This is a genomic window from bacterium, from assembly GCA_035945995.1.
Lineage (GTDB): Bacteria > Sysuimicrobiota > Sysuimicrobiia > Sysuimicrobiales > Segetimicrobiaceae > DASSJF01.
In genome coordinates this window covers 1-24,552 of record DASYZR010000160.1, presented here as the reverse complement: position 1 = coordinate 24,552, position 24,552 = coordinate 1, and the positions used below count along the sequence as shown (strand labels likewise).

The 24,552-nt window shown below is 70.4% G+C and carries 17 protein-coding genes; 4 read left to right on the top strand and 13 right to left on the bottom strand.

The annotated features are described in order from the left end of the window. Window positions 1-172 precede the first annotated feature (172 nt). Window positions 173-1,135 (top strand): SH3 domain-containing protein, encoded by a 963-nt coding sequence (locus tag VGZ23_18940; protein HEV2359671.1) that lies wholly within the window; start codon window positions 173-175, stop codon window positions 1,133-1,135. Window positions 1,136-1,259: 124 nt separating this feature from the next. Here VGZ23_18940 and VGZ23_18935 read toward each other — a convergent pair whose 3' ends face one another. Beyond that, window positions 1,260-1,436 carry a hypothetical protein gene (locus VGZ23_18935; protein HEV2359670.1) on the bottom strand — a complete coding sequence of 59 codons (177 nt, stop codon included), beginning with the start codon at window positions 1,434-1,436 and terminating at the stop codon, window positions 1,260-1,262. A 68-nt stretch (window positions 1,437-1,504) separates the two neighbouring features. On the opposite strand from VGZ23_18935, the gene VGZ23_18930 reads away from it, so the two are divergent. Then, window positions 1,505-2,362 (top strand): LamG domain-containing protein, encoded by an 858-nt coding sequence (locus VGZ23_18930; protein ID HEV2359669.1) that lies wholly within the window; start codon window positions 1,505-1,507, stop codon window positions 2,360-2,362. A 24-nt stretch (window positions 2,363-2,386) separates the two neighbouring features. Here the strand turns inward: VGZ23_18930 and VGZ23_18925 are convergent, their stop codons facing one another. The 5 genes from VGZ23_18925 to acs all read right to left on the bottom strand — a co-directional run bounded on the left by VGZ23_18925 (window position 2,387) and on the right by acs (window position 10,693). After that, window positions 2,387-3,295: a molecular chaperone TorD family protein gene (locus tag VGZ23_18925; protein HEV2359668.1), complete on the bottom strand. Its 909-nt coding sequence runs from the start codon at window positions 3,293-3,295 to the stop codon at window positions 2,387-2,389. Continuing rightward, window positions 3,292-6,198 carry a molybdopterin dinucleotide binding domain-containing protein gene (locus VGZ23_18920; GenBank protein HEV2359667.1) on the bottom strand — a complete coding sequence of 969 codons (2,907 nt, stop codon included), beginning with the start codon at window positions 6,196-6,198 and terminating at the stop codon, window positions 3,292-3,294. The genes VGZ23_18925 and VGZ23_18920 overlap by 4 nt, the downstream gene beginning before the upstream one ends. Then, a complete protein-coding gene (locus VGZ23_18915; GenBank protein HEV2359666.1) occupies window positions 6,195-7,811 on the bottom strand; it encodes a 4Fe-4S dicluster domain-containing protein in 1,617 nt (538 codons plus the stop codon). Before VGZ23_18915 ends, VGZ23_18920 begins: the two co-directional genes overlap by 4 nt. Window positions 7,812-7,869: 58 nt before the next feature. Beyond that, window positions 7,870-8,445: an acetate uptake transporter gene (locus VGZ23_18910; protein HEV2359665.1), complete on the bottom strand. Its 576-nt coding sequence runs from the start codon at window positions 8,443-8,445 to the stop codon at window positions 7,870-7,872. Between the two features lie 142 nt (window positions 8,446-8,587). Next, window positions 8,588-10,693 (bottom strand): acetate--CoA ligase, encoded by a 2,106-nt coding sequence (acs, locus tag VGZ23_18905; protein ID HEV2359664.1) that lies wholly within the window; start codon window positions 10,691-10,693, stop codon window positions 8,588-8,590. Between the two features lie 359 nt (window positions 10,694-11,052). Here acs and VGZ23_18900 point away from each other — a divergent pair, with 359 nt between their 5' ends. Further along, entirely contained in the window at window positions 11,053-11,802 is a 750-nt protein-coding gene (locus tag VGZ23_18900) for an SPOR domain-containing protein (protein ID HEV2359663.1), read from the top strand. A gap of 13 nt (window positions 11,803-11,815) precedes the next feature. Here VGZ23_18900 and VGZ23_18895 read toward each other — a convergent pair whose 3' ends face one another. Continuing rightward, window positions 11,816-12,598, bottom strand: coding sequence for an N-acyl homoserine lactonase family protein (locus VGZ23_18895; GenBank protein HEV2359662.1), 783 nt, complete (start codon window positions 12,596-12,598; stop codon window positions 11,816-11,818). Window positions 12,599-12,740: 142 nt separating this feature from the next. Here VGZ23_18895 and VGZ23_18890 point away from each other — a divergent pair, with 142 nt between their 5' ends. Then, window positions 12,741-15,044: a xanthine dehydrogenase family protein molybdopterin-binding subunit gene (locus VGZ23_18890; GenBank protein ID HEV2359661.1), complete on the top strand. Its 2,304-nt coding sequence runs from the start codon at window positions 12,741-12,743 to the stop codon at window positions 15,042-15,044. Here VGZ23_18890 and VGZ23_18885 read toward each other — a convergent pair. The 6 genes from VGZ23_18885 to VGZ23_18860 form a co-directional block, all read right to left on the bottom strand. After that, entirely contained in the window at window positions 15,036-18,425 is a 3,390-nt protein-coding gene (locus VGZ23_18885; protein HEV2359660.1) for an adenylate/guanylate cyclase domain-containing protein, read from the bottom strand. The genes VGZ23_18890 and VGZ23_18885 overlap by 9 nt on opposite strands. Before the next feature lie 179 nt (window positions 18,426-18,604). Further along, window positions 18,605-19,630: a D-2-hydroxyacid dehydrogenase family protein gene (locus tag VGZ23_18880; protein HEV2359659.1), complete on the bottom strand. Its 1,026-nt coding sequence runs from the start codon at window positions 19,628-19,630 to the stop codon at window positions 18,605-18,607. After that, window positions 19,627-21,168 carry a M81 family metallopeptidase gene (locus VGZ23_18875; GenBank protein ID HEV2359658.1) on the bottom strand — a complete coding sequence of 514 codons (1,542 nt, stop codon included), beginning with the start codon at window positions 21,166-21,168 and terminating at the stop codon, window positions 19,627-19,629. Before VGZ23_18875 ends, VGZ23_18880 begins: the two co-directional genes overlap by 4 nt. Window positions 21,169-21,180: 12 nt before the next feature. Next, window positions 21,181-23,052 carry a CocE/NonD family hydrolase gene (locus VGZ23_18870; protein HEV2359657.1) on the bottom strand — a complete coding sequence of 624 codons (1,872 nt, stop codon included), beginning with the start codon at window positions 23,050-23,052 and terminating at the stop codon, window positions 21,181-21,183. Continuing rightward, the gene (locus VGZ23_18865) at window positions 23,049-24,131 is read right to left on the bottom strand and encodes a dipeptidase (protein HEV2359656.1); all 1,083 of its coding nucleotides are present in this window, start codon (window positions 24,129-24,131) and stop codon (window positions 23,049-23,051) included. The genes VGZ23_18870 and VGZ23_18865 overlap by 4 nt, the downstream gene beginning before the upstream one ends. Then, window positions 24,128-24,552 (bottom strand): rhodanese-like domain-containing protein (locus VGZ23_18860; protein HEV2359655.1); only part of this gene is annotated, 425 nt, incomplete at its 5' end. The genes VGZ23_18860 and VGZ23_18865, both read right to left, overlap by 4 nt.

The window sequence follows — 24,552 nt, the reverse complement described above, 5'->3', positions numbered from 1 at the left end:
ATCCAGGAGCGATCGACATCGACGCGGTATTGTCGTAATCACGCGGCACGTTCTTTCCTCCAACGAGGATCTTCTTCACATGGCAGGGAGGCCACATCATAGACCGGACTCACGCATCTAAGACGCACTGCACGTCGCTTGCTCGCTGAGATCTGCGGGCGCAAGAAGGGGGATGATCATGGCAGGAACAGGTCAACTCAGGGTCACCGCGAGCGAGTTGAATGTGCGCGACGCGCCTTCCGTGGACGGCAGCGTCGTCGGCCAACTTAATCAGGGCGACGTCGTGGATTGGATCGACACGTCGGCCGATGGCGACTGGCGACAGATCCAGAAAGACGGCCTGACCGGCTGGTCCGCCGGCCAGTTCCTGACGCCCGTCGTCCCGCCGACGCGGGCTGGCCCGCTCGATCCGATCCTCCAGGCCGCCGCGGCATCGGCGATCGCGGGATACGGGTGGAAGAATCGCGGAGTTGCGCCCATCGGTTACATCAAGGGAATGGCCCTCGTCTACGGGCGGGTCTATTGCAAGTTCAAAGCCGGAGATGCCTGCGCCGCTGAAATGGCCAAAGCGAATACGGGCGACGGCTCGGTGGATGCGCTTGCCTGGTTCGACGCAGAGTTTACGGCGGCGGGAATGGACAACAGCACGGACGGCGTCGACACGCTCCGCCACCTCTTCGTGCTGCTCATGGGCCTCGGCATGCGCGAGAGCTCCGGGATCTACTGCACGGGCCGCGATCAATCGGCGACGAACACCACGGCCGAGACGGCCGAGGCGGGCCTTTTCCAAACCAGCTTCAACGCGAGGGACGCGAGCCCATTCATGCCAACGCTTTTCCAGCAGTATTCGGCCAACCCATCGGGCTTCCTCGATATCTTCCAGGAGGGCGTCAACCCCTGTGGAGCGGCGGACCTTCAAAACTTCGGCTCGGGTGATGGCGCTGCCTTTCAGCGCCTTTCAAAGGAGTGTCCGGCGTTCGCCGCGGAGTTCGCCGCCGTCGGAATGAGGAACATCCGGAGGCATTGGGGCCCACTCAACACCAAGACCGCGGAGATCAGACCCGACTGCGACGCGATGCTCCAGCAGGTGGAACAGGCGGTCGACGCCAACGATCTGTGCGCCGCGCTCTCCTAGCGATCCGACGTGGTTCGGCAACGTGCCGACGCACCAGTCCTGCAAACCGAGAGTCGCGAAGCGGCGTCGGAGTATCCGCACGCGCCTCGCGCCCGTCTTTCGGTTCGACTGGAGCGTCTCGATGCTAAGACCGGTGAGATGGAACATCGCCGGGCCCTCGACCGCAATCTTCGGCCTCGCTCGGCACCCCGGTGGGCCAGAGGAACTGGCCGACCGCGTCGAGCGCGCTATCTTCGTTGAGAACGAGCAGGAAGCCGCCGGAGTCGGATTGGCGGACGGACACGAGTTGCAGATCACTCATCGGTCTCCCTCCTGCCCTCGCAGTTTATCTGGCGATGCAGGTACACCAAATTTCGAGAGTGGGACTTAATGGCCCGGGACGTCCGGTTGGTCGCGATCGTGCTCGTCGCGCTCGGCCTCCTTCTCCAACAAGGAGTGGCGAGGCTGGCTTCCCGGCCCGCCGGCTCAGCTTCGGGGCACGACGCCCGTCCGCCCCTGGTGGACCTGCGCTTTGCCGGATCCGACAGCTATGTGGAGGTCCCCAGCAGCCCCGACTTCAGCCTCGGAGCCGCCGGGCTCACCGTGGCCGTCTGGATGCGGCCGGACGTGCTGACGTTTTCGAAGACCGAGGGCTCACAGGCGACCGAGCAATACGTGCACTGGCTGGGGAAAGGCGAGCGCGGGCAGTATGAGTGGACGTTTCGGATGTACAGTTTGAGCACGCCCCCGGGTCCGCGGCAGAACCGGATCAGCTTCTACGTCTTCCAGCCGAGCGGCGGACGAGGTTGCGGCAGTTACTTCCAGGACCCCATCACCCCGGGGGAGTGGATTCAGGTCGTCGGGGTCGCCGACGCCGCCACCCGACAGACGGCGATCTACAAGAACGGCCGGTACCGACACAGCGATTCGTACGCGACGCTGACGCTTGGGGCTGCGTCAGCCCCGTTTCGGATCGGGACTCGAGATTTAGCGAGCTTCTTCCAAGGCGCAATCGGTCCGGTCAGGATCTGGGACCGACCGCTGCGCGAGGGGGAGATTCACGCCCTCTACACGTCCGGCGTCGTCCCTTCGCACGGGCTCAAGGCCCAGTTCTTGCTCAACGAAGGGACCGGCACGGTAGTCCGCGATACCGAGCGGGGCCACGAAGGCCGGATGATCGGCGCCAGGTGGGACCGCGGCGTGCACTCCGTCGGGACCGCGACTGGGAGAAGCGGCGGAGGCTGTTGATTTGAATCTTGGAATTCAAGATATTTAGCCGGCCGCGCTCTCCGCGGCCGAGACCCGCAACTCTTCGAGGAGCGTAGCCGCCGCGGCGGCGCGATCGGCCCAAAAACGGGCGACAATGCCGGCCACGTCCGCGTAGCGCGCGTGCCCTTCACTACAGACCGTGGCCTCGCCGGCCAGCCACCCGAGCACCGCCGCCGGGGCCTGTGAGATCAGGGCGGCGAGGGCGAACTTCCGCTCGCCCACGCGCATGCCGAGCTCGAGGTCGCGGGCGCATCGGACGAGATCGGCGCGGGTCAGAATAACGCCGGAGCGCACAGGGGCCAGCAGCCCCGCCACGAATGGGCCGGAACCCTCCCGCCGCGGATCGGGCAGCGGCGGCGCCGCGCGCAGATGGGCGGGCAGCGCGTCCGGGAACCCGGCGGCAGCGGCTTCCTGGAGCACGGCCTCGCGCAGCACCCCGCCCCAGGCCTGGTAGAACGGCGGCGCGATCGCGTCCAGCCGGTCGACGTACGGCAGCAGCCACGAGGCGAGATGCTCCCACACCAGGGTCGCACGGGCGCGGCGCCACAAGAGCCGCCGCGCCGGGTCGTGCTCGCCGGCGTCCCGCTCGACGAGCACCGCGTACAGGCCGAGGAGCGCCGCCAGATGATCCGGCTCGGCCGGCGGGACGAGGTGCAGCGCGCGCCAAAACCCGGCCACGCGATCCCGCGCCTCGCCGCCCAGCATGCCTTCCGGACCCAGGTAGACCGAGGCGTAGGGATACAGTTCGAGGATGAACAGGTCTGTGTAGTCCGACGGATCGGGCGCGCCGGGCAGGCCGAGGGCGGCGGCGACTCGGGCGCCTCCGTCCGCGGGCGGTTCGCACAGGACGCCGAGGGCGCGGAAGGCGTCCGCCGCCGCCGGCACGCCGATCCCCGGCCCGCGCCCGATCACCGCGTCACATCGGCCGGCAGGCGGTACGCGTTCTTGGTCGGCCGCAGCGGCCGCATGAGCCAATGCGGCCGGCGGGTACCGTCCGGCGAGTAGCGGTCCGCAGGCCGGGTCAACGCGAGCCACGCGCGGAAGGCGGCCGCCGACTTCTTCGTGTCGACCGCGATGTCGCCGTACCGATCCCCCCGTTCGGCGGGGCGCACGCGCACGGCCTGGTGCCAGCAGTGCTGGCCCGAAATCGGATCGGGTTGGACGGGAAACGTGAGGTTCTGGTGCACGCCCACGTCGGTCCACCAGATGCGGAGCGTGTCCCGGTCGGACGAGGCGTACGGACCTGCGCCGGCGCGGCGGCGCATGGTCCAGCGGGTGTCGCTGTGGTCGAGGGTCACCGCCGCCATCAACTGCCGCTGCCCGTGGTCGTGAAGCCTCCACCGTCCCATGTGATGGCTGCAGGCGACGACCCCGGGCCGGATACCCTCCGTGACCCACGCCTTCACGACAAAATAGCCGATCTCGGTCTCCACGCGCACGAGCCGGCCCGTCGCCACCCCCAGGCGCGCGGCGTCGGACGGGTGGATCCACAGCGGATTCGTGTGCGCGATCTCGTCCAGCCACTTCGCGTTCGCGCTGCGGGTGTGAATCTGCACCGGCAGCCGGAACGTGGAAATGAGCGGCATGTGATCGGGGGCGAGCCGCTCGGGATGGACGTGACTGCGGAGGTACGCCGGCAGCGCGCACTCCGGCCAGCCCCACGCCGCGAGCGTGGGCGAGTAGAACTCGAGGCGCCCCGACGGCGTGGGAAACCCGCGGCGCACCGCGCCGTCGATCTCGACGCCGACGGCGCGGCGGCCGTCCGGATCCGAATCCGGCATCCCCTGCGGCACCACGTTGACCCCGGCCGGCGCCGGCGCGCGGGTGTACACGCGGCCGAACCGGTCGGCGCACGCGTCCACGAGCTCCGACCCCGGCACCGTCTCCTCGTAGAGCGGCCCGATACCGTGGGCGACCTCGAACGCGCCGTAGCGCCGCATGTATTCGAGGGGCGTGCAGCCTTCTTGCGCGGCGCGCTCCGGGAGGCCGGGGACCGAGTGCTCGAAGATGTAGGCGTAGTACTCGTCGACGCCGAGCTTCTCGCCCGGACGCGCCTGCGACTCGAAGTAGCGCCGGATGCCGAGCGACCCGTCGGGATCGACCCGCCACGACAGCTCGATCCAGAACTCGTTCTCTTCCCACACCTCGCCCGGGTTGACCTGACGGGTGTCGGCGACGGCTTCGCCGAGCCGCGTGCGGGCCGCGCGCAGGACCGGCTGGCGGAACCCGATCCACTGCCCGTCGTACTGCTCGTAGGAATGCAGATCGTGGCGCTCGGAGGCGTGCCCCATCGGCAGCACGTAGTCCGCGAAGTACGCGGTCTCGTTCCACGTCGGCGTGAGGGCCACGTGCAGGCCGACGAGCTGTTCGTCGGTGAGGGCTTCGATCCAGGAGAACCCGTCGGGATTCGTCCAGACCGGGTTGTACACGCGGGTGAAGTAGACTTCGAGCCGGCCGCGGCCCTCGCGCAGGAGATGCGGCAGCAGGAACGACATCTCGTTGATCGCGAGCGGGTATTCGCGCGGCCACGTCAGCTCGTTCCACCTCGGCGGATGGGGCGGCGTGTAGATCGGCCGAGGCACGAACTTGTTCCACGCGTTGGGGTACGTGCCGCCGGTGGTCGCCACGGCGCCGAGGAGCGCGTTCAACAAAAACAGCGTCCGCGGCACCTGCCAGCCGCCGAGATTCCCGGCCGCGGCGCTGCGCCAGGTATGGGTGGCGAGGCGCGTGCCGGCGCGGGCGACGGCGTCGGCGATCTGGCGGAGGGTCTCGGCGGCCACGCCGGACTCCCCGGCCGCGAACTCGAACGTGTACCGTCGGTAGAGCGCGCCGAGGAGCTCCTCGAACACCTCGAACGTCTGCGGGCGGTCGGGGTGCTCGGCCGCCAGATATTCCCGCCAGTTCCACCAGCGCCGCACGAATTCACGGTTGAACCGGCGCTCGTGGATCAGGTGGCGGGCGATCGCCAGCAGGATCGCCGCCTCCGACCCCGGACGCGGCGCGATCCAATAGTCGGCATGCGTCGCTGTGTTGGAGAGCCGGGTGTCCATGACGATGAGGCGGGCGCCGGCGTGCTTCGCTTCGATCACCCGCTGCGCGTGCGGATTGAAATAGTGGCCGGCTTCGAGGTGGCTGCTGATCAACAGGATGACGCGCGCGTTCGCGTGATCCGGACTTGGCCGGTCGAGGCCCATCCAGAAATGGTAGCCGGTGCGGCCGCCGCTCGAGCAGATGTTGGTGTGCGTATTGTGGCCGTCGACGCCCCAGGCGGCGAGGACGCGCTCGGTGAACCCGTCTTCGCCGGGCCGCCCGACATGGTACATCACCTCGTTGGCGCGGCCGCTGCCGATCGCGCGGCGGATGCGCCGGGCGATGTCGTCGAGCGCCTCGTTCCACGTCACCTGGACCCAGGCGCCCTGACCGCGGCCCCGGGCGCGCTTGAGCGGATAGAGGATCCGGTCCGGATCGGTGATCTGGTTCAGCGTGGCCGGACCCTTCGCGCAGTTCCGGCCGCGGGAGCCCGGATGCTCGGGGTTCCCTTCGAACTTTCGGACCTGGAGGGTCTCGCGGTCGACGTAGGCCAGCAGCCCGCACGCCGACTCGCAGTTGAAGCAGGTGGTCGGCACGAGCATGTAGCGCTTCGCCACCCGGCGCGGCCAGGCGTGGGTGTCGAGCTCGACCCAGTCGTCCCACCGCTCCTTGGGCGGAAACGCCGCGAGGTGGACGCGGCTCGGGCCCGGATAGAACGTCTCGCCGCGCGAGGCCGCCGCGTCGCGCGCCGCGCTGACGCGGCGGCCCAGATCCTCGAGCTTCATGCGAGCGGCACCGCCTGTCCCGCCTGGACGTAGGCGTGGTCGTACACCAGCAACCCGGCCAAGGCCAGGAACGCGGTGACGGCGACGGCGCCCGGCGCCATCTTCGCACCCAGCCCGAAGGCGCCCGCGGCGAGCACGCCGAGCACGCTCGCGGCGACGCCGAACCAGAACGCCGCGCGATAGCGGCCTCCCACCAACTCGTGCACCGCCAGCCCCCCATGGGGGGTCACCCGGCGGCCGGCGGCCTCCGCCCAGACGAACGCCAGATGCGCCGCGCCCACGACGGCGACGGTGACCAGCAGCGGCCGGAGGAGCGTCGGGTCGAGCCATCCGGCGCAGGGGACGAGCACGGCCGCGCCTGCAAGGAGCGCCTGAACCCCCAGGTGCGGGCCGAGCGACGGGCTCTCCCAGAGATCGCGGGCGCGGGCCTGCGCGAACAGAAACGCGGTGTACACGGCGGTCAGCACGGCAGCCACAGCACCCGGGATCGCGAGGCCGCGCTGCAGGGCCGCGCGTCCGCCGATACCGGCCAGAATGTCGAGGACCAGCACGATGCCGTAGGCCGCGATGAGAAAGGCCCCGCGAACGAGCCAGCTCCTCCACTGCGGGCGCGTGAAGATGAGGTAGAACCGCGCCGGATGCTTGAGGTCGGCGACCAGCAGGACCCCGGTGAGCGCAAGGGCGGCCGCGGCGATCCCCGGCGCGCCCCAGCGCCACACCGGGCTCGTGCCGCGCAGGACGCCGGCCGCCGCGAGCAGCAGCGCGACGAGATAGGCCCCGGCGGCGATGCTTTTGGTCCACGTATAGAGGCTCACACGCCAACCCCACGGGGCCTGGTGCGGGGCATCATAGCTCAGGAGCGCCGCGGCGGACGACGACGTCCAGCCGGCCGGCGCCCCGGAGGTGATCTGCTGGGCGCCGCGGAGCTGCTCGCTCCACATGAAGAGGCCGCCGTCCGGCCGCCGGGCCGCGATCGGATCGAGCGTCGCATCGCCCGCGCCCTTGTAATAGAGCTTCGGCAGCGTCTGCTTCTCCGGCCGCCGGACGCGCACAGATTCGGCGCGGACGATCTGCGCGACGCGGGAGGCGGAATCGTCGAGGTCGCCGACGAGAATCGCCTCCGTGGGGCAGACGACGACGCACGCCGGTTCCAAGCCGATGTCGAGCCGGTGGGCGCAGAAGTTGCATTTCTCGGCGGAGTGGTCGTCGGGATTGATGAAGATCGCATCGTAGGGGCAGGCGGCGATGCAGGCCTTGCAGCCGATGCAAATGTTCTTGTCGAAGTCCACGATCCCGTCCGTCCGCCGGTACATCGCGGACGTCGGGCACGCCGTCACGCAGGGCGCGTCCTCGCACTGGTTGCAGCGCGTCACCTGGAACGCGCGGCGGACGTCGGGAAAGACCCCGACGTCGACGTGCTTGACGTACGTGCGGGTGACCGACAGCGGGACGTCGTTCTCGGACTTACACGCGGTGGTACAGGCGTGACAGCCGATACATCGGGTGTGATCGATGACCTTGGCCCACTTCACACTGTGACGATTCGGCGGGAGTGCCTCCACCTCCGCCCCCACCCCGCCGGAGGCGACAATCCGCTGGATTGCCGCCTCCACATCCGGCTTGGGACCCTCCGAACCGTGCTCAATCGGAAGCCTCCCGAGTCCGACGATACTATTTCGCCATCGGGGCGCCCAACCCGATTACCGTCCGGCCGAACGTGGCATTGGTCACTTCCGCGAACGAGACGAAGAGCGCGTCGAGGCCGGTGACGAGCCCGACGTAGCCGCCCAGCGTGGACCATCCGGTTCCGGCGCCGAGTGCACCGAACGCGAGCAGGACGAACGTGATCCACAACAGCAGAAAGACGCTCCACACCCCTCGGTTCAGGTGAAACGAGGCGATCCACATATAGAATGTGAACACGCCCCACATGAGGAGGGTGAGCCCCACGCCGACACCCGCGACTTTAATCAGCCCCCCCGCACTTGTCCAGAGCAGGAACGCGAACCACCACCAGAAGAGTCCGTACGAGGTGAACGCGGTCATGCCGAACGTGTTGCCGTTGGCATACTCCAGAACACCGGCGATGATCTGGGCGGTACCGCCATACGCAAATGCGAGCGGCACCACCACGCCTTCGGCGTCGTGGGTCAGCCACCCGGCGTTGATCGCGCTGAGGACAACCGTCGTGAGTCCGAAGCCGGCAAGCCCGAGCGGTGCAGGATTCGCCTTGGCTGGTTCTGCCATCGGTTCACCCCCCAGGTGATTGCGAACGCCTTCGGCCGCTACCTAAGCCCGTCCCCCCTTTCAGACAGATGCATTCCGAGGGCGACCGGCCCGCCGAAACTTTGCGCGGCGTGCCCTCGGTCACCGCGGCGGCGCCGCGCCGTCAGCCCGCGTCGCCGAACCGCTTGATGTCCTCGGGGCCGGTCTTGGTCGCGACCTTCCCCGTGCCCTGCACCGCCACCCGGATCTGCTCGACGATGTCCGGGTTGGCGAGCGTCGTCACGTCGCCGGTGTCCATGGTGTTGGAGATCGCCGCGAGCACCCGGCGCATGATCTTGCCGGAGCGGGTCTTCGGCATGTCCGCCACGATGCGTACTTCCTTGGGGCGGGCGATCTTACCGATCGTAGTCTCAATGGCCCGGACGACTTTGTCCTGGACGTCCTTGCCCGCCGCGACACCCGGCTTGAGGGAGACGTACACCTCCGGCACGCGGCCCCTCAGTTCGTCCACGACGGGCACCACCGCCGCCTCGGCGACCTCCGGGACCGTGAGGGCAGCCGACTCGAGCTCCTTTGTGCCGAGGCGGTGGCCCGCCACGTTGATGACGTCGTCGACGCGGCCGAGGATTCGGAAGTAGCCGTCCTCGGCGAACAACGCCCCGTCCCCCGCGAAGTACGGCCAGTCGCGCCAGTCTTTGCTCTTCGGGTCCCGGCAATACTTCGCATAGTAGGTCTTGACGAACCGGTCGTCATCGCCCCAGATCGTCTGCATGATCCCCGGCCACGGGTTGCGGATGCAGATGTTCCCGGCCTTTTTCGAGCCCCTGGGGATCTCCTTGCCGACCTCGTCGTAGATGACGGGGTGGATGCCCGGCGCGCCCGGGCCTGCGCTGCCAGGCTTCATCGGATCCAGCGCCGGCTTGGTCGTGCACAGAAATCCGCCGTTCTCGGTCTGCCACCAAGTGTCGCAGATGACGGCCTCGCGCCGGCCGACGACCTCGTAGTACCACCGCCACACTTCCGGCTCGATCGGCTCGCCGACCGTGGTCATGTGCTTGAAGTTGTAGTGGTACTTCTTGGGCTCGTCGGGCCCGGCTTTGCGCAGCATGCGGATCGTCGTGGGCGACGTGTGGAAGATGTTCACGCCCAGGCGCTCGGCGATGCGCCACGACCGGCCGGCGTCGGGATAGGTCGGCACGCCCTCGTAAATCACGCTGGTCGCCGCGAGCGCGAGCGGGCCGTAGACGATGTAGGAGTGGCCCGTGATCCAGCCGATGTCGGCGAAGCACCAGTAGACGTCGGTCGGATGGATGTCCTGAATGTACTTCGACGTCCCGGTCACGTAGGCGAGATACCCGCCCGTACGGTGCTGGGCGCCTTTCGGGCGGCCCGTCGTTCCGCTCGTGTACATGATAAAGAGGGGCGCCTCGGCGTCCATCGACACGGGCTCGACGAGGCGGCCGCGATAGCTCTGCAGGACCTCGTTCATGATGTGGTCGCGGCCCTCGACGAGCGGGGTGTTGGTCGCGGACCGGTCCGGGGATCTCCGCCAAATCAAGACCTTATCGACGGCCTGCCCTTCCTTGGCCGCGGCGGCGACCGCGATGTCGGCGTTGGCTTTGTGGTCGAGCAGTTTCCCGTTGCGGTAGTACCCGTCCATCGTGATCAGCACGCGGCTGCGGGAGTCCGCGATCCGGATCCCGCACGCCTCGCCGCTGAAGCCGCCGAAGACGACCGAGTGGATGACGCCGAGCCGGGCGCAGGCCAGCATCGTGATCGGGAGCTCCGGGGTCATGGGCAGGTGGACCGTGACGCGGTCGCCGGCCTTGAGGCCGCAGAAGTCGCGCAGCAGCGCGGCCACCTCGTTCACCCGGACGTAAAGCTCCTGGTAGGTGATGGCGACGGGCGCGTCCTGCTCCGGCTCAGGCACGAACAGAAGCGCCGCCTTGTTCTTGTACTGCGCGAGGTGCCGGTCCACGCAGTTGTACGACGCGTTGAGGCGGCCGCCGACGAACCACTTCCAAAACGGGGGCGTGCTCCCGTCGAACGTCGTGTGCCAGTAGTGGTCCCACGTCAGCAGGTCGCCGTACTCCCGGAAGCACTCCGGGAAGTGCTCCAGGCTGAACCGCTCCGTCACCGCGGGATCGGTGAGATTGGCCTGCCCGATGAACTTGGGCGTCGGCCGATAGTACTCTTCTTCCTTCCAGTGCACCGCGATTTCCGCCTCGGTGACGGCGACCGCCGACCCTTTTTCCCGAACGTCAGCCATAAGAGCAACCCTCCATGTGTGCACCGTGTGCACCTTTGGTGCCGTTCTTATCCGAACCCGAAACTTCCAATTTGGCTCGCGAACTCCTCCCGCTGGAAGGAGCCCGGCTCGCGGTGCGCCGGTCCACGTGAATAACGGACGGCACGGCGGGCGGCGTTGGCTGTGGCGGCTATGGTACGGCAAGTGGGGCTGAGTGTCGGCAGCGATTCGCCGGGCCGGGTAAATTCCCTTCTTGGCGGGCCCGGCCCTTTGCCCCCGCGCAAAGCGCGGGGCCTGCCCCGCGCCTCGCGCGGGGCGAGACGTGTTACGGCACAGCCGAATGGGGGCAAATGAGGTTCGCGGGAGGATCGAGGGGAACTGTGGCCAGATTTTTCTTCGCCGCCGCCGTCTGGGGAAAGCTGCGGCTCCGCGATATCCCCGATTGGGGTCCTTGGAACCCTCACCGGGTCGCCTATTGGGACGAGATCTACCTCGATGCGGTGTCCCATCTCGCCGTGACCGGCCGGAAGGTGCGGACCGCGGCCGACCTGGCCGCGGCCCTCGCCGCCTCCCGGGAGGTACCCGGCATTCGCACCATGTGGATCGTCGAGGATCTGCTCGACGATGCCCGGCGGTGGTGGGAGGAAAGCCGGGAGCGGCACGAACGGCGGGCGCGGGTCCGCATGCATGCCGCTCTGGCCGCGGCGGCCGTCGCCGCCTTTGCGGTGGGCGTGGCGAGTTCCATGCCGAACCGGCCGGCAGCGAGAATACCGGCGGGCCCTCCCCGGCATCTCGGAGCCGCGCTGGTGGCATCCACCCAGCAGAAACCCGGCGTCCCGGGAGCCGCGCAGCCCGTCGCGGCCGCCCGCGCCTTCGGGGCGGGGCAAGCGAGGCAAAACCCGTCGGCGACGGTCTACGCGGTCGGCGTCGGGACCTTCGCGAGCCCCGCCATCGCGGATCGGATCATGCACCTGATTCGGAGCCGCGGATACATCGTCAACGTCGTGCCCCGCGGTGCCGCGTCCCAGGTGATGACCTCACCCTATCGAACGCGAACCGAGGCCGAGCGGGTGGCGCGCGGACTCGCGCAGATCGGTTTTCCCGCGTACCTCACGACGCGCGCCCTGTGACGCCGCCCGGGGATTACGCGAGCCGGTAGACGCCCGGACCGGTTTCGGGAAACCGGCGGTACACTTCCCCGTCATGCCCCGGACAGATCCGGCTCTCATCGCCCTTGGCGAGGTCGCGGATGCGCCCCATGGCCTCCATGCATTCGACGATGCTGTTGAGATGAATCGCCGGCGGCGCCCACTCCCGAAGGTTCCGGTAGGTGGTGAGCGCGTCGTTCGCGATGACGAAGGGCCCCGTGGCCGTCTGGACCACCACGATCTGCATCCCGGGCGAATGTCCGCCGACCCATTCCAGCCGGACCCCGTCGAGGGGTTGCGCGTTCCCCTCGACCGTGCGGAGGCGACCGCTGCCCCGCAGCGCGGCCAGGTCGTCCGCGAAGCAGTCGCTGATGAACCGCCGGATCCACGAATCCCGGCCGCCGGTCCCGGTCCAGAACTCCAGCTCCCGGCGCTGCACCCAGAACGTCGCGCGCGGCAGCCAGCCCTCGAGATCGAAGTGATCCCAGTGCAGATGCGTCAGGATCACGGTGGCGATCGACTCGGGCGCGACGCCGACGGAATCCAGCAGTTGATAGCGGGTGCGGGGCACCGCCTCGGCCGGCAGACCCTTCAGAGCGGCCAGGCGCGGCGTGAACCCGGTGTCGATGAGCACCGGCCCCGCGGGACCCTGCAGTAGCCAGAGGAAGTAGGCGGACGCCGTCGTCCCGGTACCGGCGGGGTGCAGATACAGACGGGTCGACCAGTCCACCTCCCGTGCTCCGGGGCTCAGCGCGAAAATCTCGTGCGTTGCGGCCATGGGGGACCTCCATGCGAACTACCGCGGATGAGGCGGGCGGCCCGGCTTCCTTCCACGTGCCGGGGCGGCGCTCCCGCAGGGAGGACCGCCCCGGCACGACGAGAACCGTTCGAGAGCGAACAACATCCCCCGAGGTGACGCCGTGGCACCGACCATCGTTGGCCAATCCCTGCCCCGTGTCGACGCGCAGGAGAAACTGACCGGCCGGACCGTGTTCGCGGCGGACCACGGCCTGCGGGGTCTCGTCCACGGCCGGCTCGTGCTGAGCCCGCACGCCCACGCCCGGATCCGCCGGATCCCCGTGAATGCGGCGAAGGACGTACCGGGCGTCCTCGCGGTGTTCACCGCGGCCGACCTCCCCTTCGGGGACGAGACGCCGAACGCGCGCGGACGGTGTCTGCTCGCCCGCGGCGAGGCCCGCTTTCCCGGCGAGCCCGTGGCCGTCGTGCTCGGCGAGTCCGAAGCCGCGGCCGCGGACGGCGCGGCCCGCCTGGCCGCGGCGATCGAGTACGACCCGCTGCCCGCGCTGATCGACCCGGCGGCCGCGGCCGATCGCGCGGCGCCCCTCGTCCAGCCGGGTCTGGCCGGTCGGAGCGCGGAAGGCGGGCTCCACGCGGCGGTGGCGGTCCAGGAAGACCACGAGGACGCGCCCGGCAACGTCGCCAGCCAGGTGCGCTTTGCGCGCGGCGACATCGAGCGCGGGCTGCGCGACGCCGCGGTGGTGGCGCGGCGGACGTTCCGGACGTCCATCGTCCATCAAGCGTACATCGAGCCGCACGCCTCGGTCGCCGACTACGATCGGACCGTACGGCGGCTCACGGTGTGGACGGCGACGCAGGCGCTCTTCTACACGCGCGAGCACGTCGCGGGCGTCCTCGGCCTTCCGGAATCGTCCGTGCGGATCGTGCCGATGGCGGTGGGCGGCGGCTTCGGCGGCAAGATCCTGCTGCTCGAGCCCCTCGCCGGCGCCGCGGCGATGGTCCTGGGGCGGCCCGTGCGGCTGGTGCTGACGCGGGCGGACGAATTCCAGACCGCGACGCCGGCGCCGCAGTCGGTCCTCGAAGTGGCGCTCGGCGCCGCGCGCGACGGCGAATTCCGGGCCCTGCAGGCGCGATTGCTGTTCGATGCCGGCGCCCTCCCGGGAGCGCCCGTGACGATCTGCGGCCTGTTGATGGGCGGCGCGTACCGCGTCCCGCACCTCGACATTCGCGGCCGCGAGGTGCTGACCCACAAACCGCCGACGGGAGCGTACCGGGCGCCGGGCGCGGTCCAGGCCGCGTTCGCGATCGAATGCCTGGTGGACGAAGTCGCCGCGGCGTTGGAGCAGGATCCGCTCGAGCTGCGCCTGCGCAACGCGTCGCAGGAAGGCGACCCGATGCCGAACGGCGAGAGTTGGCCGCGGATCGGGCTGCGCGAATCGCTCCTCGCGGTGCGCGAGAGCCCGGTGTGGCGGGAGCGGCCCGCCGGCCGGCGGGGGGCGGCGCGCGCGTCGGACGGCGCCGCGGCCGGCACCGGCATCGCGGTGGGCGGCTGGCTCGGCGGCCTCGAGCCGGCGAGCGCCTGCGTCCGCGCGAACACGGACGGCACGCTGCACGTCGTGGTCGGCTCGATCGACATCAGCGGCACGGCCACGGCGCTGACGCAGATCGCCGCCGAAACGCTCGGGGTGCCGGTGTCGCAGGTCCGCCTCATCCCCGAGGACAGCGACGGCGCGCCCGCCTCCGGCATGTCCGGCGGCAGCAAGGTCACGTACACCGTCGGCTCGGCCGTGCAGAAGGCCGCGGCCGACGCGCGCCGGCAACTCCTCGCCCTCGCGGCCAGGCGCCTCGAGGCGGCCGAGGCGGACCTCGACATCGTCAACGGGACCGTCCGGGTGCGCGGCGTGCCCTCGCGCGCGGTCGCGGTGGCCGATCTCATCAAGATGACCTCGGGCTTCGGCGCGCAGCACCCCCCGGTATTCGGCACGGCGTCCGAAGCCATCACCGCTCGCTCGCCGGCGTTCGGGGCGCACGTCGCCGCGGTCGCCGTCGACCCCGAGTCCGGGCGGGTCCGGGTCACCGACTACGCCGTCGCGCAGGACGTGGGACGGGCGATCAATCCCGCGCTCGTCCGGGGCCAGATCCAGGGCGGCGTGGCGCAGGGAATCGGCTGGGCCCTCCTCGAGCACGTCGTCTACGACGAGAACGGCGCGCTCACCACGGGCACCTTCGCGGACTACGCGCTCCCGCGGGCGGCCGACGTGCCGCCGGTCGACGTGCACCTGGTCGAAGTCCCGTCCGCGCGCGGCCCGTTCGGTGCGAAGGGCGTCGGCGAGCCCCCGGTCGTCCCCGTCGCGGCAGCCGTGGCGAATGCCATCGCCGACGCCACCGGCGCCCGGATCGACAGCCTGCCGATCACGGCTGAGCGCGTCGTCGCCGGCGTCAAGGAGGGCGGACGATCACGATGATGGCGGGCGCGCATTCGGGTCGCCTTCGCCTGGGGTAATCCGCGGGCTTTTTTTGAACGTGTCCGCAACCGCCGCGATCCGCCGCACGCGGGCGGATTGCAGAAACGTCTCACGGAGCCCCTCGTCCGGGATGGTGGCCGCGAGGCGGTCGATGATCTCCCGCGCGCGCCGCGCGCTCGCAGCGGCGGGCTCGCTGAGATTCATAGCCAACTGGGCCTCGGCGAGCCCGGCCAGCGCGCGCCACAGCCCGGGCAGCCGCCCGAGGCGCCCGGCCTCCTCGACCGCCCTGTCGTAGAGCGTCGCGGCCCCCTCGGCGTCGCCGAGCCCCGCGGCGCAGTCGGCCCGGAGAAGCAGCGCCGGCACCCACCAGCGCCGGTGGCCGGCCGTGGAGACGAGATCGGCCAGTTCTTGCGCGACGACCCGCGCATCGGCCGGCCGTCCCGCGGCCAGCAGCACGCGACCCTCCGCGTGGGCGACCTCCTCGGGAAAGTCTCCACGTGTCGGTCCCTCGACCGCCGCCCGCCGAGCTTCGCGCACGTACCCGTGCGCGTCGTCCGTCCGGCCGAGGGTCGCAGCATCGACGGCCAGCGAGGCGAGTACGCTGGGGCGCCAGAACCCGCCGACTTCACCGGCCCCCAGGAGGTCCGCCGCCTCCTGGCCGGCCTGCCAGGCACCCTGGGCGTCTTCCAATTCTCGCCGCACCATACTCAGACACAGGAGGTTGAAAATCGCCGCCCGGCCCGCGCCGATCTCGCCCGCCAGACTGAGCCCTCGGGTCACGCACTCGATGGCCCTCCCGAATGCTCCGAGCGGCACCGCCACCCGCGCGGCCGCGCTGAGCGCGAAGGACAGACGCCACGTGTCGCCGATCTCAGCCAGCACCGCGACGCTGCGCTCCACCTCGATCTGTGCGGCCGCGGCGTCTCCAAGCACGTCCCGGCAAAGGGCGATCACATATCGGTTCTCACCCGCCAGAGATCGGTCCCCGATCTGATCGCACAGGTCCGCCGACTCCGACAGCCACCGTGTGCCTTCTTCGAACCGGCCCAGCAGGACCGCGGTGTCCCCCAGTCCGTGAAGACTCTCCGCGAGCCCGGCGAGATCCCCGTGAGGCTCGAGCAGCCCGCGGGCCTCCAGGTGCGCCTGGATCGCGTCTTCGTACTTGGCCGCGCTGAAGTAGGTGAACCCGATGTGATTGAGGATGTGGCCGGTCAACGACGGGTCCTGTAGACGGCGGCTCAGGGCCAGCGCCTGTTGAAGGTGATCGAGTGCTTGGGCAATCTGGTCCTGCCGGCGGTACGAGTGGCCCAGGCGATCCAGGGCCAGGATCTGCCATCGGCGCTCCCGGACCTCCTGGGCGAGCACGTGTACGGACCCGAAGTCCTCCCGTGCCCGCTCGAGTTGTCCGAGCAACATCCACACCTCTCCGCGCCCGAGCAGCGCCGGGAGGCGCTGCTCGGGCGCAGGCTCGAGTTCGAGCGCGCGGCCGTAGTGGTCGAGGGCGGTGGTGTTGGCGTAGAGCCGTGACGCCCGGGCCGCGGCAACGAGAAGATGGGTGATCGCTTGTGCCCGCGCGTGCGGGTCCGGCGGGAGGCCCACGTCGTCCCGCAGCAATCCGACCTGCACCCAGTGGTGGGCGATGATATCGGCATACTCGGCCTGCCGGTCCCCGGCGATCTGGTGCAGCCATTCCGCGAACCGCACGTGCTTTGGCCAGCGCTGCGTCTTTGGCAGCATCCGGTAGGCGACGTCCCGGATCAGGATGTGCCGGAACGCAAACTCCTGCTCGTTGAGCAGGGTCGAACGCGGCTTCGGGATCAGCACGCCCTTGCTGATCAGCGCCTGGATCGCGTCGTCCACGGGGTGCGGGCCGGCAAGCACGCGGAGCGCGCCGAGCCAGAAGTCCTTCCCGACGACGGCCGCCGCCTCGAGGGTCTGCTTCTCCGGCGCCGGCAGCGCATCAATCCGGGCCGTGATGACGGCCTGCACGCTGTCGGGGATCACGTCCGGGTCTAGCGGAATCGAAAGCGCCCACCGGGCGCCCTCGTCGACCAGGACGCCCTGTTCCCGCAGCGTCCGCAGGATCTCTTCGATGAAGAGGGGATTGCCCTCCGCACGCTCGAGCACCAGATCGAGGAACGCCTGGGGCGCGGGTCTGTCCTCGAGGATGCCGCGCACCAGGTCGCCGCTTTCTCTCTCGCCGAGCGGCTCCAAGAAGAGCGTCGTGGCGCTGCGCCGCCCTCCCATCCATGCCGGCCGGCGCTCGAGCAGCTCGGGGCGCGACAACACGAGCAGCAGCAGCGGGACGTCGCTGAGCCGGCCGGCGCTGTATTCGATGTAATCGAGCGTCGCGTCCTCGGCCGAGTGCGTATCCTCGGCGATCAGCAACAGCGGCGCGCGGCGCGCCAGCGCTTCGAAGAACGTCCACATCCGGGCAAACAGGACCTCCCGGCTGAGCTCCGGCGCGCCCTCGCCGAGTCCCAGAACAGTCAGGAATGCCGGCACGGCGTCCGCCACGTCGAGACGGGCCGCGGCGTCTTGCAGCTTGCTGCGCACGACCTCCTGCGGATCACCGAACAGGATCCCGCATTCCTCACGTATCGCCTCGCTCAATTGCCAGAACGGCACCCCCGTCCCGTAGGGCAATGCCCGGCCCCGCAGGATGCGGACGCCGCCGACACGACTTCGAAGCTCCCGCACCAGCCTGGTCTTCCCGACCCCGGCCGGGCCCAGGACGGTGACCGCATGGCCCCTGCCCTCGCGCTGCATCTCGCGCACATAGCCGGCAAGCATCGCCAACTCATCCCGACGGCCCACAAACGGCGTCGGACGAACCTCACGCTCCCGTGGACGGCCGACGGCGACCAACTGCCACGCCGGCAGCGGCGTCGCGTAGCCTTTGACCGCCAGCGGCGGAAGACTGCGCAGTTTAGCGACGCTGCGCACCGCCCGCCGCACGTGCTCCGCGACCAGGATCTGTCCGGGGGCCGCGTGCTGCTGCAGGCGCGCCGCCAGGTTCACGGCCTCGCCGGTCACGAGACGCTCCCCCGTTCCTGCGGACTGGGTCGTGATCACGACCTCGCCGGTGGTGATGCCGATCCGTATCGCGGGCAGAAGTCCGGCTTCGCGGTCCGTACGCACCCGGGCCGCGAGCGCGACCGCGGCCCGTGCCGCCCGTTCGGGATCGTCCTCGTGGACCGCGGGCAGGCCGAAGATAGCCATCACGGCATCGCCGATGTACTTTTCCACCGTTCCGCCGTGCCGGTGGACCTCATCGCGAGCAATGGTGAAAAACCGCTCCATCTGCGCCTGCACGTGCTCGGGGTCGAGCACGCCGGACAGCTGCGTGGACCCGACCACATCGGCGAAGAGCACGGTCACGAGCTTGCGTTCCTCGGGGGAAGGCGCGACCAGGGCGAGCGGAGTGCCGCATTGGCTGCAGAATCGCATGCTGGAAAGACCATCGAAGCCGCATCGGGGGCACCGCATCGTGCTTCTCCCCTCAGCACCGCGGATACGCGGTCTGGCCTTCTTTGCGGATTAGGAGAATCCCGTTCGGTTCACCGTCCCGCATTCCGCCTGAGCGCCGGCGAGGTCAGGACCTCCGGATTCAGCACCCGCGCCGGCGTTCCGCGGAGGAACGCCGCCACGTCCGCCGCCGCCTCGCCGTAGAAAATCGCGTAGTTCTCGCGTGTGACGTAGCCGAGGTGCGGGGTCACCACCACGTTCTCGAGCGCCAGCAGCGGATGCCCGCGCGGCAGGGGCTCTTCGTCGAACACGTCGAGCGCCGCCGCGGCGATCACGCCGGTCCGCAGCGCGTCGACGAGCGCCGCCTCCTCCACGATCGGCCCGCGCGAGGTGTTGACGAGGTAGGCGGTCGGCTTCATGCGGCGCAGGTCCGCGGCGCCGATCAACCCCGCCGTCCGCGGACTCAGCTTCAGGTGGATCGTCACGACGTCGGACCGGGCCAGCAGCGCCTCCTTCGTCAGGTACTCCGCCGCGCACTCGGCGGCGCGCTCCGCGGTCAGGTTCTGGCTCCAGGCCACGAGCCGCATCCCGAACGCCCGCCCGATCGCCGCCACCTGCGCGCCGAGCCGGCCGAGACCGATGACGCCGAGCGTCTTGCCGTGCAGGCCCACGCCGACCGAGGTCTGCCACCGGCCCTGGCGCATCGCGCGGTCTTCCTGCGGCAGCCGCCGCACGGCGGCCAGAATCAACGCCCAGGCCAGCTCGACCGTCGGCGGGGCGAGGCCCGCCGTCCCGGCCACGACGATGCCGAGCCGCGTCGCCGCGGCGACGTCGATCGAGGCGTTCGCCATCCCGGTCGTCACCAGCAACCGAAGCCGCGGCAGGCCGGCGAGCACGGACTCGGGGAAGGGCGTGCGCTCGCGCATCGCCACGATCACGTCGAAGGGGGCCAGCCGGCGCAGGAGCGGGGCCTCGTCGCGGACGTGGTCGCGGAAGACCTCGACCTCGACGCCGGCTCCGAGCGCGGTCCAGTCCGCCGCCTCGAGCGCCACGCCCTGATAGTCGTCGAGCAGCGCGACCCGGACGGTGCCGGGGGCGTCGGGGGACGGTTTCGTCACCCGCGCCCGCCGTCCCAGACGAGGTCGGGATCGAGCGGCCAGATCGGCCGGCGGACGTGCGCGAACCGGAATCGATCGAGGTTCGGGTTCGCGGCGCCAGGGGCGTCGACCTCGATGATTGTCTCCGTGATCGGCTCAAAGTCCGCGCGGAAGTGGCCGCGCGATTTGATCACGAGCAGCGGCTCGCGCTCGGGCTCCACACCGCCGATCCGGAAGAACCCCCGGTCGTTCGCGGCGTGCCGGACCGACGTCACGATGATCTTGAGCCCGCCCGCCCCGCCCGTCCCGTCCGCCCCGCGCCAGACGGGGGCGATCTGCGCGGTGGGCCCGCAGCGCACCTTCCGGCCGCGGACGACCGGCCCCGTTCCCACGAATTCGCCGTCGCTCAGGTGCGCGACCCGGCCGGTGACCTCCACCGGTGCCCCGAAGGCCTCCGGGGCCACCTTGCCGCCGATCCGGAACGTCGCGGTCGCCCCGAGTCCGGCCCGGAACGCCTGCTTCGCGGTCTCGGGATCCCAGACGCACGCCACGGCGCCCCCGGCCCGCCGGCCCACCAATTCTCGCAGCAGGTCGGTCGTATCGCCGGTCCCGCCGCCGCCGGGATTGTCCGCGACGTCCGCGAGCGCCACGGGCTTCCCGGGACGCTCCGCGGCGAGGCGCAGCGCGCGATCGACGGCTTCCGGTACTGTGGGCAGCGGTTTGAGAAACCGCGCCCGCTGGTCCCACGCGCGGCGACCTATCGCCGCGGCGCAGGCGCGTCCCGCCGCGGGATCGGTGGCCGTGACGAGGATGGCCGTGCCGGCCTGATCGAAGTCCGCATACGGAAACCCGCCGAACACCGACACGTTGACGATCTCCGGCCTCGCCTCCCACGCGCGGGCGTCCTCGAGCAGGTCGTGCATCGGACCTTCCGCCGTCCGCATGTTGATCGTGGGCGGCAGCATCGGCGGCTTGGCGATGTACACCTTGGGCCGCGCCAACTCGCCACGCAGCAGGCGCGCGAGGCAGCGCGCCGCGTCCACCCCGCGCTCGTACGGATCGACGTGCGGATTGGTCTGATAGGCGAACACGGCATCGACGCTCTCGCAAAACGCGGCCGTCATGTTGCCGTGGAGATCGAGTTCTACGATCACCGGCACCGCCGGCCCCACGACGGCGCGCACGTGCCGGCAGATATCGCCTTCGGCGTCGGCGGCGCCATCCGCGCACATCGCGCCGTGCAGATGCAGCAGCACGCCGTCCACCGGACCCGCCGACCGGAGCCGGCCGAGCAGGCGGTCGCGCAGGCCGGTGTGCGCCGCGGCGGCGACCTTGCCGGACGGGGTCGCGCCGGCCGCCAGGGTGCCCACGACCCGCCAGCGCTCCTCGGCCGCGACGTCGAGAAAGCCGCCGAGGCCGGTCTTCCCGCCGGTGTGGTGGCGGATGAGACCGTCGCCTTCGAGGATCCCCTCGCCTTCCTCGAACGAGGCGAGCGTGGTCGGCACGGGCGAGAACGTGTTGGTCTCGTGGGAGATGCGTCCGATCGCGATCGTGGGCACGGCCGGCATCTCCTAGGACGGAAGGATCGGCAGGATCACGCGCGACGGCCGGGCCGCGTCGTGGAACACCGTCTGCACCGCGGGCTGGCGCGCCTGGTCTGCGCCGAGCGGCCCCCCGGTATTGGGATTCACGTCGAAGCGCGGAAAGTTCGACGACGACACGTGCAGGCGGACTCGATGACCCCGGCAGAAGACGAGGCTCGTCGGATAGAGCGTGATCGTGAAATGGTACGGCCGTCCGGGTTCAAGCCACTCCGGCCGGTCCCGCTCCTCGCGGTACCGCGCCCGAATAATCGAGTCGCCGATGTTGAGCTCATAGCCGTCGGGGTAATCCGGATTCGCCGGGTAGACATCCAGCAGTTTGGCCGTGAAGTCCGTGTCCGGCGCGGACGACGCGGCCCACAGGTGCACGACGACCGTCCCCGTCACTTCCACGTCGTGGGTCAGCGGCGGCGTCGAGAAGACGAGCACGTCCCGCCGGGCCGACAGCGACAGCCCGTCCCGCGCGCCGTAGACGTGCGGGCCGCCGCGTTGATCGAACCCGCCGCCCGGCATGATATCGTAGCCGACCGAGATGTTGCCGCCGATCGTGGGCACCGGATCCGCGGGATCGAAGACGTACCGCGACGAACCGGCGCCGTCCGGCGGCGACTGGGGTGACAAGCCCCCGCCCGGCTGCAGGTAGAACGGCGTGTACTCCGTCCGGGCCGGCGGCCACTCGCGTTCGGCGCGCCACCGGCCCCCGACGTCGAGTTTGCCGGTGCCCGGCACCTTGCGGCCGGAGCCGCCCCCCATGACGAAGATCTGCACCGGCGGCTCCTCGACGCCGCCGGGACGCCCCCCGCGAAGCACCGCGTCGAACCAGCGCAGCCGGAACTGGTCGTAGCCGAGCGGCGCGTCGGGCCCGAACTCCGCGTCGCCGGCGTAGGACAGGTCGAGACTCGCGCTCCCGTGGATCCAGGGCCCCATGATGAGACGCACGGGTCCGCGCTTCCGGCGGCTCAGTTCGACGTAGTTGGTCACGGTCGAGCGCGCGTACGAATCGTACCATCCGCCGCAGAAATACAGGGGGACGTCGGCGTGCCGGTCGTACAACCCCTCGATCGAATACCCGGGGCGGCCGGCCCAGTACTCGTCGTACTCGCCGTGCCGCCAGATGTCCAGCAGCCACTGCTCGTAGGACGGCGTGTGCCGGAGCGGCGTAAGGCCCGGCTTGGGCGGGAGGTGCCCGAGCCAGGAGCGGATCTCGCCCCAAGCCTGCTGCATCGCGACCCGCGTTGTCGCGTCCGCGGCGGCCTCGCGCGACGTCTGCGCCATCATGAACGCGTAGAGCGCGAAGCGCACCTCGAGCGCCCCGCCCTGGCGCATCGAGGCCGTGTGGTAGTTGTGAAAGCCCATGCTGACGAACTGGGCGGCGAGACCGGGGGGATCGAGGGCGGCGAGGCTCGTCTGCGTGCACGACGAGTATGACAGCCCCATCGTGGCGACCCGGCCGTCGCACCACGGCTGCGCGCGCACCCACGCCACGGTCTCGACGCCGTCGGGCCCCTCGTTGCCGAACGCGTAGAACTCGCCCTCGGACTCATAGCGGCCCCGCACATCTTGAAGGACGACCGCATAGCCGTGGCTCGCGAAAAACTTCGCCGACAGGACGAGGTTCGCGCCGAGTTTGTTGTACGGGGTCCGTTCGAGGATCGCCGGCCACGGCCCCGCGCCGGACGAGGCCGTTCGTCCCGCCTGCCCCGCGCCAGTCGGGGCGCTAGACGGGACCGGCAGGTAGACGTCGGACACGAGGCGGGTGCCGTCGGCGAGGCGCATCTCGACATGCCGCTCACACGTCACCGGGTGCGTCGGCGTGGCGGCGGGCGCGGGCCGGACGGTCATGCGCCCCAGGTCTCGCGCAGCACCCGCACCCAGTTGCCGTGGGCGAGTTTCCGGAGGTCCGCCTCGGTGTGGCCGCGGGCCTCGAGGGCCGCCATCAGGCGCGGCAGACCCGCGGCGTCCTTGAGCTCGGCCGGCATCGTGGCGCCGTCGAAGTCCGAGCCCAGGCCGACGTGATCGATGCCCATACGCTCGACCATGTACTCGATGTGGTCGACCATGCGGGCGATCGGCGTGTCGGCGCTGCGTCCGCCGTCCTCCCGCAGGAAGCCGACGTGGAAGTTGAGCCCGGCGATGCCGCCGCTGTCCTTGATCGCGTCCATCTGCCGGTCGGTGAGGTTCCGGGGAGTCGCGCTGAGCACGTGCGCGTTCGAGTGCGTGCACACGAGCGGGGCGTTCGAGATCTTCGCGACGTCCCAAAATCCCTGTTCGTTGAGGTGGGAGAGATCGATCATCACGCGGCGGGCGTTGAGCTGCCGGACGAGGGCCCGGCCGAGTTCGGTGAGCCCGGGGCCGGTGTCCGGTGAGCTGGGGAATTTGAAGGGCACGCCGGTCGAGTAGCGATTGCGGCGGCTGTGCGTGAGGCCGACCGAGCGGACCCCGGCGGCGTAGAACGTGTCCAGCGCGTAGCCGTCGGGATCGAGCGGCTCGGCGCCCTCGAAATGCAGGAGCATCGCGAAGGTCCCGCGGTCGAGGCACGCCTGCAGCTCACCGGCGGTCCGCACCGCGGCGACCTGGCCCTGGGACGTCTCGGCGACGCGCAGCAGCCGCCCGAGCAGGTCGACGGCCTGCGCCTGCGCGTACTCCAGCGGCATCGGCTCAGGCCACGTCCGCTCGTCCGCGTAGCGGCTCATCGCCGACTCGAGGCTGCCCGCCCCGGGGCGCACGCTCGCGGCGACGACCGGGTCGGCGATGTAGACGGCGAAGAATCCTCCGCCGAGCCCGCCCGCTCTCGCGCGCGGCAGGTCGATGTGCCCGGTGTCCGACCGGTCGAAGAACGACCGTCCCGTCTTGACCATGCTGAGCACGGTGTCGTTGTGACCGTCGAAAACCGGTGGAAACGCATGCGGGCGAGCCGTCATGTCTTGCGCCCCTCCTCCGGGCCCGTTGCCACGGGACTGTCAGGATACGAGCACCAATCGCTCCAGCTTCCGGGGTACAGGCGCGGGCCCGAGAGTCCGGCCTCGTCCATCGCGAGAAGATTCGCGCAGGCGGTCACGCCGGACCCGCAGTAGACGACGGCGTCGCCGTCCGGTCCGATCGCGGCAAACTGCTCGGCGAGCGCGGCGCGCGGCTTGAGCCGGCCGTGCGCATCGAGAATCTCGGTCCACGGCAAGTTGACCGCGCCCGGAATGTGCCCGGCGACGGGATCGAGCGGCTCCACCTCGCCCCGATACCGCTCCGCGGCGCGCGAGTCCACGAGGCGGATTCGGCCGGGCCCTCCCCCGGCTCCGGCGGTCTGCCCCGCCGGCGCCGCGCGGCGCCGCACCTCGGCCCGAGCGA